Source organism: Pseudarthrobacter sp. NPDC058329, from assembly GCF_042879835.1.
In the GTDB taxonomy this organism is placed as follows: domain Bacteria; phylum Actinomycetota; class Actinomycetes; order Actinomycetales; family Micrococcaceae; genus Arthrobacter.
In genome coordinates this window covers 170,271-183,290 of the sequence record NZ_JBHVZR010000004.1, presented here as the reverse complement: position 1 = coordinate 183,290, position 13,020 = coordinate 170,271, and the positions used below count along the sequence as shown (strand labels likewise).

At 67.4% G+C, this 13,020-nt stretch carries 13 protein-coding genes; 3 read left to right on the top strand and 10 right to left on the bottom strand.

All coding sequences use genetic code 11. The features are described 5' to 3' along the window. Positions 1 to 2: 2 nt before the first annotated feature. Positions 3 to 1,799 carry an ABC transporter permease gene (locus tag ACFVYC_RS08270; protein ID WP_387549024.1) on the top strand — a complete coding sequence of 599 codons (1,797 nt, stop codon included), beginning with the start codon at positions 3 to 5 and terminating at the stop codon, positions 1,797 to 1,799. Here ACFVYC_RS08270 and ACFVYC_RS08265 read toward each other — a convergent pair whose 3' ends face one another. After that, positions 1,800 to 2,855 (bottom strand): FAD-dependent monooxygenase, encoded by a 1,056-nt coding sequence (locus ACFVYC_RS08265; RefSeq protein ID WP_387548852.1) that lies wholly within the window; start codon positions 2,853 to 2,855, stop codon positions 1,800 to 1,802. It abuts the gene before it with no gap. Between the two features lie 56 nt (positions 2,856 to 2,911). Here ACFVYC_RS08265 and ACFVYC_RS08260 point away from each other — a divergent pair, with 56 nt between their 5' ends. Further along, the gene (locus ACFVYC_RS08260; RefSeq protein ID WP_387548850.1) at positions 2,912 to 3,451 is read left to right on the top strand and encodes a TetR/AcrR family transcriptional regulator; all 540 of its coding nucleotides are present in this window, start codon (positions 2,912 to 2,914) and stop codon (positions 3,449 to 3,451) included. A gap of 54 nt (positions 3,452 to 3,505) precedes the next feature. Here ACFVYC_RS08260 and ACFVYC_RS08255 read toward each other — a convergent pair whose 3' ends face one another. From ACFVYC_RS08255 to ACFVYC_RS08245, 3 genes are all read right to left on the bottom strand, one after another. Further along, positions 3,506 to 4,696: a 4-hydroxybenzoate 3-monooxygenase gene (locus tag ACFVYC_RS08255; protein ID WP_387548848.1), complete on the bottom strand. Its 1,191-nt coding sequence runs from the start codon at positions 4,694 to 4,696 to the stop codon at positions 3,506 to 3,508. 121 nt (positions 4,697 to 4,817) lie between these two features. Then, complete coding sequence (locus ACFVYC_RS08250) at positions 4,818 to 5,561, bottom strand: IclR family transcriptional regulator (RefSeq protein ID WP_387548847.1); 744 nt, start codon at positions 5,559 to 5,561, stop codon at positions 4,818 to 4,820. Positions 5,562 to 5,635: 74 nt separating this feature from the next. Further along, positions 5,636 to 6,703: an FUSC family protein gene (locus ACFVYC_RS08245; RefSeq protein WP_387548845.1), complete on the bottom strand. Its 1,068-nt coding sequence runs from the start codon at positions 6,701 to 6,703 to the stop codon at positions 5,636 to 5,638. Between the two features lie 157 nt (positions 6,704 to 6,860). Between ACFVYC_RS08245 and ACFVYC_RS08240 the strand changes: the two genes are divergently transcribed. Next, positions 6,861 to 7,712: an ACT domain-containing protein gene (locus ACFVYC_RS08240; protein WP_387548844.1), complete on the top strand. Its 852-nt coding sequence runs from the start codon at positions 6,861 to 6,863 to the stop codon at positions 7,710 to 7,712. 60 nt (positions 7,713 to 7,772) lie between these two features. On the opposite strand, the gene ACFVYC_RS08235 is transcribed toward ACFVYC_RS08240, so the two are convergent. From ACFVYC_RS08235 to ACFVYC_RS08210, 6 genes are all read right to left on the bottom strand, one after another. After that, a complete protein-coding gene (locus ACFVYC_RS08235) occupies positions 7,773 to 8,693 on the bottom strand; it encodes a diacylglycerol/lipid kinase family protein (protein WP_387548842.1) in 921 nt (306 codons plus the stop codon). Positions 8,694 to 8,776: 83 nt separating this feature from the next. Next, positions 8,777 to 10,150, bottom strand: coding sequence for an NAD(P)(+) transhydrogenase (Re/Si-specific) subunit beta (locus ACFVYC_RS08230; RefSeq protein ID WP_387548840.1), 1,374 nt, complete (start codon positions 10,148 to 10,150; stop codon positions 8,777 to 8,779). Next, positions 10,147 to 10,476, bottom strand: coding sequence for an NAD(P) transhydrogenase subunit alpha (locus tag ACFVYC_RS08225; protein ID WP_387548838.1), 330 nt, complete (start codon positions 10,474 to 10,476; stop codon positions 10,147 to 10,149). Before ACFVYC_RS08225 ends, ACFVYC_RS08230 begins: the two co-directional genes overlap by 4 nt. Then, the gene (locus ACFVYC_RS08220) at positions 10,476 to 11,645 is read right to left on the bottom strand and encodes a Re/Si-specific NAD(P)(+) transhydrogenase subunit alpha (protein WP_387548836.1); all 1,170 of its coding nucleotides are present in this window, start codon (positions 11,643 to 11,645) and stop codon (positions 10,476 to 10,478) included. The genes ACFVYC_RS08225 and ACFVYC_RS08220 overlap by 1 nt, the downstream gene beginning before the upstream one ends. Positions 11,646 to 11,817: 172 nt before the next feature. Beyond that, on the bottom strand, positions 11,818 to 12,147 hold the full coding sequence (locus ACFVYC_RS08215) for an MmcQ/YjbR family DNA-binding protein (protein WP_387548834.1): 330 nt from the start codon (positions 12,145 to 12,147) through the stop codon (positions 11,818 to 11,820). 57 nt (positions 12,148 to 12,204) lie between these two features. Continuing rightward, positions 12,205 to 13,017 (bottom strand): IclR family transcriptional regulator C-terminal domain-containing protein, encoded by an 813-nt coding sequence (locus ACFVYC_RS08210; protein ID WP_387548832.1) that lies wholly within the window; start codon positions 13,015 to 13,017, stop codon positions 12,205 to 12,207. Between the last annotated feature and the right edge of the window lie 3 nt (positions 13,018 to 13,020).

The following is a 13,020-nucleotide window of genomic DNA, read 5'->3' as shown; positions in this document are numbered from 1 at the left end:
GCATGGCCCGCTCGCCCTTCGTTTTGGTGGTGGGCGTTGTGCTGACGTGGTTCATCACGGCGTTCCTGGTGTGGCCCAACGTCAACGTCCTGATGGCCACCTTCTTCCCGGACGGCAGCTTCTCCGGCCGGGCGGCAGAGAAACTGTTCTCCTCGCAACGGGCCATCAAAGCCCTGGGAAACAGCTTCCTGCTCGCCGTGGCCCTGTCCATCACCGTGAACGTGGTGGGAATTTTTATTGTCCTGGTGACGCAATACTTCCGGATCCGCGGCTCCCGGATCCTTTTCCTGGGCTACGCCTCCACGTTCATCTACGGCGGCATCGTGCTGGCGGCCGGTTACAAGTTCATCTACGGGGACAAGGGTATTGTCACGTCGTTGCTGGTGAAGGTCTTCCCGGCCATGGACCCGGCGTGGTTTTCCGGATTCTTCGCCGTCCTGGTGGTGATGACCTTTGCCACCACCACCAACCACATGCTGTTTGTGGCCAACGCACTCAAAGGCGTCGACTACCAAACCATAGAAGCGGCAAAAAACCTCGGCGCCTCCACCTGGACCATCCTGCGGCGGATTGTGCTGCCCATGCTCAAGCCGACGCTGTTCGCCGTCACCATCCTGTCCTTCCTCACCGGCCTCGGTGCGCTGAGTGCCCCCCAGGTGTTGGGCGGGCGGGATTTCCAGACCATCACGCCGATGATCCTGACCTTCACCAACAGCCCCACCTCACGTGACCTGGCAGCGCTGCTGGCAGTGATCCTGGGCGTGGCCACCATCCTGATGCTCGCGGTGATGTCCCGCCTCGAAAAGGGCGGTACCTACTTTTCGGTGTCAAAGGTTTCCTCCGCCCTGCAGAAGCAGGACATCACCAACCCGGCCGCCAACGTGGCCGTCCACGCCGTCGCCTACCTGCTGTTTGCCGTGTACACCCTGCCGGTGGTGCTGATCGTCCTGTATTCCTTCGCGGACGGTGCCGCCATCCAGACCGGACAACTTACTCCCGCCAGCCTGACCCTGGACAACTACGTACGGGTCCTGACCCAGCAGTCGGGGCTCCGCCCGTTCATCGTCAGTGTGGTGTACAGCGCCCTGGCCGCCTTGATCGCGGTGGGCGGCCTGCTTTTTGTGGCCCGCCTGCTGCAGAAGTACAGGAACTGGGTGTCCACGGTCTTCGAATACCTGCTGCACATCCCCTGGATTTTGCCGGCGGCGCTGCTGGCCCTGGGCCTGATCCTCAGTTACGACCACCCGAATCCACTGGTGGGTGGTGCGGTGCTCACCGGAACCACCGTGATCCTGCTGATCGCCTTTGTCGTCGTCAAGATCCCCTTCACGCTCCGCATGCTCAAGGCTTCCTTCGCTTCAGTAAATTCCTCGCTGGAGGAAGCGGCCGCCATTATGGGCGCCAAGACCCTGTACGTGTTCCGGCGGATCCTCCTGCCGCTGGTGCTGCCTGCTGCCGCCGCCATCACCGCCCTGAACTTCAACAGCCTGCTGGATGACTACGACACAGCCATCTTCCTGGCCCACCCGCTGGTCCAGCCGCTGGGCCTGGTGATCAAGGCCAACACGGACGGGGCCGAGGGCGTCCAGGGTGTGGCCAACACTTTTGTCTACACGGTGCTCCTGATGGTCATCACCGGCGTCACCATGTACCTGGTGTACGGCAGGTCCAACCGGCGCGGATCCTCGGGGAAGCGCGGGCGGGCGGTTCCGCCGGTTTCGTCCCCGGCAGCGCCTCCCCCCGCCCTCGCGTCAGTGTCCGGTGAGGACAGCAAGCTTCCTGCAGCACCCGTGCGGTGATCAGGCCGTGGAACCGCGCCCGACGGCGGCGCGATCCTTCCGCCGTCGGGCCAGGTTGAGCAGGCGGTCACGGAGCGGCTGGGCGCCCTCCGCGAGCGCTACCCGCCCCAGCGCCGAGGAGGCCAGGCTCAGGGCGCGGGTCCGCAGCCGCCGCTGCCGGTTGTAGGCACGGAGCGCTTGGTCTTCGGGCAGCGTGTTGAGGAGGTCAGCCAGTGTCACCGCGTCCACCAGTGACTCGCAGGCGCCACGGCCGAGTGTGGGCAGCATGGCGTGCGCGGCGTCGCCGATCAGCACCGTCCTGCCGCGGACGAAGGAATGCAGGCCCGGAGCAGTCCAGATGCGCTGGACGAGGCAGGCCTCGGGAGTGGCGGCTGCCAGCACCTCCCGGACGGCCTGCGCGTGCCCGGCGAATCGCTCCCGGGCCTCCTCCAGGACGGCTGTTGAGTCGATGCCATAAGGGCCGCGTCCGGACCGGTAGCTGGCATACCAGAACATACCGCCGTTTGAGGCGGCCATACCGAACAGGTCACCGCGGCCCCAGTACTCGCCCACCACATCCGGCGTGACCGGAAAGGGGAGGGTCCCGCGCAGGGCAAGGTAGGGCGTGAGCGTGGCGGCGCTGCGCGCACCCCAGGCCGCCCGGCGGATCACGCTGTGCACCCCGTCCGCACCGACCACCAGGCCGTCATCGGCCGGAAGCGCCTGGACCTGGCCGGTAAGCCGTCGGACGGTGCCGGGTACGGCCGAGTCAAGCAGCCGCAGCAGGTCAATCCGGGAAATACCGAACATCTCCCCGCCGTCCACGGTAACCCACGGCTCTCCGGCCGCGTTACGGACCGACCCGCTGCCAATCACCGGGCTGACGGCCCGGGCCGCACCAAGCACACCTATCCGGTCCAGGGCCCGTTGGGCGTTCGGCCACATCCCCAGCGCGGTACCGACGGTGGGCAGCTCCGGCCGCTTCTCGTAAACGGTCACCTGGAACCGGGCCGGATCGAGGCAGGCAGCCAGTGCCAGCCCTGCAATTCCCCCGCCAACAATTGAGATTGTTTCCATGCCGGAAATTTTACTACTTTTGTAGTGGTTGGGAAGTGGCAATTACACTGGAGCCCATGCCTGACCGCCGGACCCAACTGCTGGACGCCGCCTTGGACGTGCTGTCGGAAAAGGGCATGAAGGGCCTCACCCACCGCGCGGTGGACGCCGCCGCGCAACTGCCCGAAGGCACCACCTCGAACTATTACCGCAACCGCGCCACCCTTGTCCAAGCGGTGCTTGGCCGCCTGCTGGAGCTGGACGCCGCGCTCCTGCAGGAGCAGGGACCGGCCGGCCCGCCGCAGGACATTGAGGAGCTGGCAGACCAGCTGGCCACGCTGATGCTGGTGCTGGCCGGGAAGCACGCCGGCCTCACCCGCGCCCGGCTGGCCATGTCGCTGGACAAACCCGAGTCCGTAACAGCCGGTCACTTCCGGCTGGTGGGGGGCCTCGAGCAGGCCCTTTCCGCGCTGGGAGTGCCGGATGCGCCGGCACGGGCCCTGGACGTGGCGGACTACGGCGACGGTGTGCTGCTCCATCTGCTCACGGTCAGGCGGGACCGGAAGCCTGACGCTGCAGCCATCGCCGCGGCAGTCCGGCGACTGCTGGCGCCCTGATCCTGATTCATCGCCGCCCGCCGTCGTACCGGCCTCGAGTTTTGGGCAGTGCTGCTAGGACGCGCCGCCCGGCCAGCCGGTGTAAGCCTCCGCAAGGTAGGCCATGCCGTGCCGGGACGACACCACCGAGTGCAGCTCGCCGAGCTGGCGGGCGCGCGAGAAGTCATCGGCGCCGGCGGGGGTGTGCAGCATGGTGGTCATCCAGTAGGAGAACTGCTGCGCTTTCCACACCCGCTCCAGGGCGCGGTCGCTGTACGTTTCGAGCAGCCGGTCCGACCCCGAGTTGTAGTGGCTGTCCAGCCCTTCGAAGAGGACCTTGACGTCGTGGATGGCCAGGTTCAGGCCCTTGGCGCCGGTGGGAGGCACGGTGTGCGCGGCGTCCCCGGCGAGGAACAGGTTGCCGTGCCGCAAGGGGGTGTGGACAAAGCTGCGGAACGGCAGCACCATCTTCTCGATGACCGGCCCCTCCTTGAGCTCGAAGCCGTTGCCGTTGACCCGACCCCGGAACTCGGCCCAGATGCGCTCGTCATCCCACTCCGCCACGTTTTCCTTGGGATCGCACTGGAAGTACATCCGCTGGACCGTCTCGGTGCGCTGGCTGATCAGGGCGAAACCGTTGTTCGAGTTGGCGTAGATCAGTTCGTCGGAGCTGCGCGGGGCTTCGGCCAGGATGCCGAACCAGGCAAAGGGGTACTCGTGGAAGTACCACTTGCGGTGCGCCTCCGGGATCTGGAAGCGGCAGTGGCTGCGGGAGCCGTCCGCGCCCACCAGGAAGTCCGCCTGGATTTCGTACTCCACCCCGTCGGCGTCGGTGAACCAGACCCTTGGCTTGCCCTCGAGATCGTGGACGGAGGTCTCCGTGACGCTGTAGCGGACGTCGCCGCCGTCGGCTTCCCTGCGCTCGGCGAGGTCCAGGAACACGTCTGTCTGCGGGTACAGCCACACGGACTCCCCCACCAGCTCCTTGAAATCCACGCGGTGGCTCTCGCCGTTGAAGCGCAGTTCGATGCCGTCATGCCGGTCGCCGTCGCGCAGCACCCGGTCCGAGACGCCGCTGTCCACCAGCATGTTTACGGTTCCGTGTTCCAGGATGCCGGCGCGGACGGTCTCGGAGATGTCTTTGTGGCTGCGGACCTCGATGACTGTGGAGTCAATTCCCGATTTTGCCAGCAGGTGGGAGAGCATCAGTCCGGCAGGGCCGGCTCCCATGATGGCCACCTGGGTGGTGATGATCTTGCGTGCCATGAGCGCGTCTCGCTTCGTTGCGGGGCTCCGCAGGAGCGGTGCCGGAGGGTGGGTCTGGCACTTAGTGTGCGCCATGCCGGGTGAGTGACGGCACAAGGATTCCGTTCAATGGCAGTCAGTCTCAGGAATCAGCCAGGCGCCTCGCGATTCCGCGGGCGGCGGTCTGCAGGGCGGGCACCAAGGCCTGCAGGCGCATCTCGTGCAAGGGAACCACGACGCCGAGCGACGCCACGGCCCGGTGGCGGCGGTCCAGCACGGGAACGGCAATCCCCCAGGTGTCCGGGTCCACCACGCCCTTGAGTTGCGCGAACCCCTGCTGGGAGGTTTCAGCAAGCAGGGCCCGGACCCGGTCCGTGGTGAGCTTTTCGTCCGGATCGGCGAACTGGTCCAGGTACTGGCTCTGGAGCGTCTTGTCCTGGTGCGCCATCAGCGCCAGGCCGGCTGACGAAATGTGGATCGGCATCCTGCCTGCCACCCGGGCCCGGTTGGCCACGGAGCCCCGCCGGGACAGCCTCTCCACGAAGAGCGCTTCCCAGCCGTCAAGCACAGCCAGGTTCACGTTCTGGTTGAGGACCTGCTGGATGTCCTCCATAAACGGCATGGCCGCCTGCCGCAGGGCCAGGGTTGGCGAGGTGCGGTTCACCAGCTCCCACAGCCGCAGTCCCGGCCGGACCGTGCCGCCGGGGCCGGTCTCCAGGAGCCCGTGTCCGGCGAGCTGGCGTACCAGCCGGTGGGTTGTGGTGAGTGGAAGGCCCGCGCGTTCTGCGAGTTCCGAGAGCTGAAGTGAGTGGACGTCCCGGGGGAAGGCAGCGATCAGCCGGACGATCCTGTCCACCACCGAATCGCCTGAGGCGGAATTGGCCATCACACTCCCCGTTTCCGTTCAATGGGACGATTCCAGCCTACCTTTCCCACGGGCCGCGGCGGCCCCGGCACCCGCTATAGTGCCGCCGTCGTCCGTTCCCGAACACGGCGCCACGCGCCCGGTGCCACCACCACGGCGATCCCGACGGCGGCTCCGATCACGGTCTCGATGATGCGGTCACGGAGCAGGACCGCGGGCGGAGACGGGACCACCAGGAGCGTGGAGATCAGGGCCAGCGGCGTGACGAAGAGCTGGGCGAGCAGGTATTGGCGGATGATGAACATTTCTGCGCCGAACTGGCACACGGCCATCACCAGCACCGTCTGCCAGGGTTCCAGGTTCAGCAGCACAATCCCGGCCAGGATCACCAGACCCAGGACCGTGCCGATGATTCGCTGGACCCCGCGGCGCACGCGGTGCCTCGTGGTGTGCCCCACCAGCGGCACAACAGCCGCCACCATGGCCCAATAGTTGTGCCCAAACCCCAGCAATTGGCCGGCCCAGGTGGCAAGGGTCCCCGCCAGGCCGGCGGCGATGAGGTAGCCGAAGCCCTCCAGCCACGCTGCCCGCTTCTCGCCGGGCGTGCGGCGGACGGGCCGCGGCCGGATCCAGGGGGTCCGGTGCTTGGGCAGGATCCTGGACGAGATACCCACCACCAGGCAGAAGGCAGTGGTGAGGACGGCCACCAGCATGGCCTGCCACAGCGGCGGCTGGTTCGGGATGGAGGCGATGGCTGCGAACGCGAAGATGTGGAACAGCGAGCCGGCCGGGCGCATCCGCCACAAGGAGATGACAAACGAGCAGGCACCGGCCACCAGGGTTGTGGCCGGAACCAGGAGCCAGGCGGTGCCGGCGCCATCCAGCCCCAATAACGGCGCCGTCCGGGCCGCCACAGTGGCCAGCAGGATGACTACCAGCATCAGCAGCCCTGCGTGCAGCTGCAGTGTGAACCGGGTCCCGTGGGGTTCGCCGCGGCCGTAGATGCCGGTGAAGGCGCCGAAGGAAGCGAAGATTGCCAAGTCCAGCCGGCCCAGGAGCACCAGCGTGAGGAGTGGAACGAAGACGCCCACTGCACACCTGATCGCCGGGTGGTGGTCCTTGTTGCCTGGACCAATACTGAACATTTCAGCGAGCAGCTTCACGGGAGCAGCGCCTTCCTGCGGGTGGACTTCTGAAGGGCGGCCGCGCTGACGTTCCTGCTAAATCCTACGGCGCCGCCCCCGGCACCCCGCCATGGCGTTCCCCTGAATGGAACGGCGGGGCAACACCGTTGAAACAGCTACGGCTGATGCTTGAGGCATGAAGCCTCCCGAACGGAACACTTCCGCGGCCGAACTGAGCTGCGAGGTCTGCGGCCTGATGCCGGAGCCGCACAAGGCGCGCCTGACCCTGGCCAACGTGGCCGTGATGCTCCCCATCGAACTCCTGGTCCACGCCCTGGTGGTGGAAACCCACCTGCCTTACGTCGCGAAGGTCCTGGTGCTTACGCTTACCGCCACGGTCCTGGTGATCTGGGTGGCGGAGCCTTCGGCTGCCCGGATGCTGCGCAGCTGGCTGCACGCGCCGGCGCTGAGCCATCGACGGAAATTGGGAGCGGCGCCCGCACTCTGGCGCGCCCGCACGGTGCTGCGCGACGAGCCTGGTTCCCTGCAGAGGCTGACCCGCGCCCTGGCCCGCACCGGAACCAACATACTGAGCATCCATGTGCATCCGGTGGCGGACGGGGTGCTGGACGAGTTTGTCCTCTCGGCACCGGGCCATCTCGGCGAACGCGCGCTCCTGGACGCACTGCACGACGGCGGCGGCACCCGTTCGCACGTCTGGCACACCACAGCGCTGGCCATGGCGGACGGGCAGACCAGGGCACTTAGCCTTGCTGCCCGGATCGCGGACGCACCGGACGAGCTTCCACTCGCGGTGGCGGAGCTTTTGCGGGCCAGGGTTCTGTCCCCTGCTGACGCCGCTTTGGTCAAGCACGACGCCGGCACCCTGCTGAAGATTCCCACGGCATGGCACGGCCCCATCACCTTCGTCCGGCCCGGCGAACCCTTCACCCCGGCGGAGTCAGCGCGGGCCCACCGGCTCGCAGAGCTCGCCGAAACCCTGGCGCACCGGCCGGCGGTCCCGTCCCAGTGGCGCACACCCAACTAGCTCGCACTTGTTGTCGTTTTGAGCCCTGAAAACGGCATTAAATGCGAGTCAGTTGGGGGATTACATCCGGATGGTCAGGGCGCCGGGGTCCATGGTCATCAGGACGTGCTTGCCCTCGCCCTCGTGGTCGCCGTCGAGCTGGTAATCGTCATTGTGTTCCAGGGTGATTTCCACGGTTTTGCCTTGGTAGTACTCCACCGCGGTGTCCTTGCCCCGGCCCTTGCCGATCATTCCGGCAATCACCGAGATCCACCCAAGCCGGCCGTGGTGGGGAGCCAGCACCGCGACGTCCAGCAGGCCGTCATCCATTTTGGCCTCCGGGAAGATCTCCAGGCCGCCCTGGACCTTGCCGCAGTTGCCCACCATCACGCTGCGCACCCCGCGGCGCACCGCCCGTTTGCCGTCAATCACGATGGTCGCCTTGACGGGCTTCCCCGGCAGGTTGCGGATGCCGGCGTCCACGTAGGCCAGCCAGCCCACCTTGTGCTTCAGCTTCTCGTCGGTGTCGGCCATGATGGTGGCGTCGTATCCCACGCCGGCCATGACCAGGAAGAGCTGTTCCTTGTCCGGGTCGCTCCGGCGGGCGCGGACGACGTCGATCTTCCGCTCGGTGCCTGCGAGCGCACCGGCCATGGCGCCGTCGTAATCCGTGACATCCATGCCAAGGTTGCGGGCCAGGAGGTTTCCGGTGCCCATGGGAAGCAGTCCCATGGGGACGTCGCCGCCGGAGAGGACCTCGGCGACGCACCGCACGGTTCCGTCGCCGCCGGCGGCGATGACAATGTCCGCTCCCTGGGCAAGGGCTTCCTTTGCCTGGCCCACGCCCGGATCCTCCTTGGTGGTTTCGAACCACAGCGTCTCGCCCCAGCCGTTTTCCGCGCAGTGCTTGGCAGCAAGTTCGCGCACGTCAATGTCCACCGGCTTGGCAGGGTTGATGATGATGGCTGCGCGCTTGGGGGCAGTGGAGCTGTTGGCAGTCATGATGGTCCTCTGGTGGCAATTGGAAAGGGTGCTTCTCAAAGAAGAGTAGCCTGCCCGCCGAAAGCCAGGCAGCAGCCCGGCGGCTATAGCGTTTTCACTGCCCCGAGGACCTGGGCAAGGGAATCCTTGGCGTCACCGAAGAGCAGGGACGTCTGGGGTTCGTAGAGCAGATCGTTTTCGATCCCGGCGAAGCCCGGCCGCATGGACCGCTTCAGGAACACCACCTGCCGGGCATCAGCCACCTCCAGGATGGGCATGCCGTAAATGGGCGAGCCGGACGACGTCTTGGCAGCGGGGTTCACCACATCATTGGCACCCACCACCAGCGCCACGTCGGCGGTCTTGAACTCGGGGTTGATCTCACCCATTTCCTTGAGCGATTCGTAGGGCACGTTGGCTTCGGCCAGGAGCACGTTCATGTGCCCGGGCATCCGGCCGGCCACGGGATGGATGGCGAAATCCACGTCGATGCCGCGCGCTTCCAGCGCCTGGGCCAGCTCAGCAGCGGTGTGCTGGCCCTGCGCCACCGCCAGGCCGTAGCCGGGAACAATGATCACGCGCTGCGCGTAGCCCAGGAGCACCGCCACGTCCTCAGGACTGGAGGACCTCACGGGACGTTCGCTCACGGCGGTGGATCCCGCCGTCGAACCTCCCCGGAAGGCGCCGAACAGGATGCCTGCAACGCTGCGGCCCATCGCCGCCGCCATGGCACGGGTGAGGATGGTGCCCGAGGCGCCCACCAGCGTGCCCGCCACCACCAGAAGTACGTTGCCCAGCACCACGCCGGACGCCGCAACGGCCAGGCCGGTGAAGGCGTTCAGCAGCGAAATGACGATCGGGACGTCTGCGCCGCCCACGGGGAGCACCAGCAGGACGCCGGCCGCCAGCCCCAGGACCAGGAGCAGCACCGCGGGGGCGGCAGAGCCCGTGATGACGACGGCGGCGCCGGCCGCCACCGCGGCGAGCAGCACCGCGGCCATCACCGCCGGCAAGCCCGGGAACACCACCGGCCGGGTGGTCATCAGTTCCTGCAGCTTCGCGAAAGTAACCCCGGAGCCAGCAAAGGAAACGGCGCCCACCAGCAGGGTGAACACGATGGCCAGGCGGACCCAGGGATCGTTCGCGTGGCTCAGTTCGAGCAGCGCCACCAGTGCCGCAGCACCACCGCCCACACCGTTGAAGAGCGCCACGAGCTGCGGCATCTGCGTCATTTTCACCCGTCTGGCGACAGGGGCCGCTACGCCTGTGCCCACAGCTATTGCCGCCAGGATCCAGGGGATGTTCTCCAGCCGCGAGGACAGGAACACGGTGACGACGGCGATCAGCGCGCCCAGCGCGCCGATCAGGTTGCCGCGGCGGGCGGTCCTCGGGGAACTGAGGCCGCGCAGGGCGAGGATGAAGAAGACGGCCGCGGCAAGGTACAGGAGCGAGGTCCAGACGGGGTCGAGGAGGGTCACTTGCCGTCCACCTTGCCCGCTTTAGTGCCCGCCGCCTTGCCTGCCACTTGTTTGCGCGCGTGGAACATGTGCAGCATCCGGTCGGTCACCACAAAGCCGCCCACGAGGTTCGCGGTGGCCAGGACGACGGCGAGGAGCGCCACCGCGAGCAGCCACGGGTCCGTTGCCTGGCCGGCGACAATGATGGCGCCCACCAGGATGATGCCGTGGATGGCATTGGCTCCGGACATCAGCGGGGTGTGCAGGGTGCTGGAGACCTTGGAAACGACTTCGAAGCCCACAAAAACGGCCAGGACCGTGATGGTCAGCAGGCTCATTCCGTCCATCAGAGCGCCCCTTCCCGCCGGCTGCCGGCCCGCGCGGCGAGCAGTTCCGCGGTGGGCTGGTGCCGCACCGCGCCGTCGTGCGTAAGGCACGCACCCGCCAGCACGTCGTCGTCGAAGTCGGGGGCCAGGACGCCGTCCCGGATCATCAGCGCCAGCAGGTTGGCGACGTTTTTCGCGTACAGGCGGGAGGCGTCGGACGCCATCGCGGAGGGCGCATCCTTCAGGCCCACCAGGGTGACGTGGCCGGAACCGTCGGCCGTGGGAATGGGAATGTCCTGGCCCGGTACAACGCCTTCCACGTTGCCGCCGGACTCGGCGGCGAGGTCGACGACGACCGAGCCCGCCCGCATGCCCTGCACCATTTCAGTGGTGACCAGGAGCGGGGCGCGCCTGCCGGGGACGGCCGCCGTCGTGATCAGGACGTCTGACTGGGCAACATGGGGGGCGAGCAACTGCCGCTGCCGGGTGCCGGCGTCGGAACTGAGCTGGCGCGCGTAGCCGCCGGCTGCCTCCGCGGTTTCAAGGTCCAGCCGGATAAAAGTACCGCCCATGGATGCCACCTCGTCGGCGGAGGCGGGCCGGATGTCGTTGGCGAACACGCGGGCGCCGAGCCGTTTCGCGGTGCCGATGGCCTGCAGTCCGGCAACGCCTGCCCCGAGTACCAGGACCCGGGCGGGCGGGACAGTCCCGGCGGCGGTCATGTACAGCGGGAAAAACCGGGGCAGCCGGATGGCCGCCTCAAGAACACAACGGTACCCGGCCACCAGCGCCTGGGAGCTGAGGGCGTCCATCGACTGGGCACGTGAAATGCGGGGCACCAGTTCGAGGGCGAAGGAGGTGACGCCGGCATCGGCGAGTGCCTGGACGGTGGGCAATTCGGACGACGGCGATGCCAGACCAACAGTCACCGCTCCCCTTTTCAGGGACCCCACGGTGTGCGGGTCGAGCGGCCGGACGTGGGTGAGGACATCCAGCTGGGCTTCGTCGAGTTCCGGGACGATGCGGGCTCCGGCCCGGCTGTAGTCGGCGTCCGGGTGCCCGGCGGCTGCGCCCGCGCCCGCCTCAAGGAGTACTTCCACGCCCAGCGCGGCCAATTGCTTGACGGTCTCCGGCGTAGCGGCCACCCGCCGTTCACCCTCACGGCGTTCCCGCGGTATGCCCAGTTTCACGCGCCGACTCTCCTCGCTGCACGGGTACGGCAGCGCTGCCCTGCAGGGCTGTACCCAGGTTCCCGGCACAGTCGGTTTCGCGGAGCGGCGCTGCTGCACGTAGTTGGCTAGAGTCTATGGCCCGCGCCGCTGCGGCGGGAGTAGTGCGGCGGGCTTGGTGGCAAACAGTTACTTACGGGTTTCCGGGCTGCCGGCGTCGGCGCTCTCCTCCGGCGAGCCGGTAGGAATCCTCCAGCAGTTCCGCCAGCAACTTCCCGTCGATCCGGTCAAGCCGTACCAGTACCAGCTCGGGAGAGCGCTCGTGATGCGGGGTCCAGTAGTACGTTTCCGGTTCGGTTCCGGCCAGGGCCTCGCGCTCTTCGGTTTTGACGGTCAGGACACCAGGCTCCCAGATCCGGGCCATCAGCGTTTTGGCGAACCACGCCGGCTGGCCCCAGCTAAGCCGCTCGGTGACTCCGGGCAATGCGAGGGCAGCCCTCCTGACGTCGTCTTCCGTGGCCATGAGCCACAGTCTGCACGGCTTGCGGACGCTGGACAAGGGCCGGAACCCGGAGTTTGGTCAGCCGCGGGCGGTCAGGTCCGCGGAGACGAGCTTCGCCGTCGCCGCGATTTCCCGGGCCACCGACGCCAGGTACGCCCCGGGGTCCGGCTGCGCCGCCACGGATTGGGCCTGGAGCGAGACGTTCACGGCGGCCACCACCTTGGGGCCGTCGTATACCGGGGCTGCCACGGACATCAGGCCCAGCTCCAGCTCCTGGTCCAGCAGGCACCAGCCCTGCGCGCGGACGGTTTCCAGGACCGCCAGCAGCTCTTTGACGGTTCCGAGCGCGCGCGGAGTCAGCGGCTTGATCTCTGCAGCGGCCAGGTACATCTTCAGGTCTGCGGGCGGCAGTCCGGCGAGAAGCACCCGGCCCATGGAGGTGGCGTAGGCCGGGAAGCGGGTGCCCACCGTGATGCCGACATTCATGATCCGGCGCGTCGTTACCCGCGCGATGTAGGCGATGTCCGTTCCATCCAGGACAGCCGCGGAGGTGGATTCGCCAAGCTTCAGGGACAGCTCCTCCAGGTGCGGCTGCGCCAGCTGCGGCAGCGACAACCCGGACAGGTAGGCGTAGCCAAGCTGGAGCACCTTGGCCGTGAGGGCGAAGGTCTTGCCGTCGGTCCGCACATAGCCCAGCTCCACCAGTGTATGCAGGAACCGGCGGGCAGTTGCCCGGGTGAGATTTGTGCGGGCCGCCACCTCGGTGAGGGTCATGACCGGATTGTCCGTATCAAAGGCGCGGATCACGGCCAGCCCGCGGGCCAACGACTGGACATACTGGTCGCTGGCCTGCGGGCCAGGCTGGGTGTCTGTACGGACGGCTTCGGTCATGGT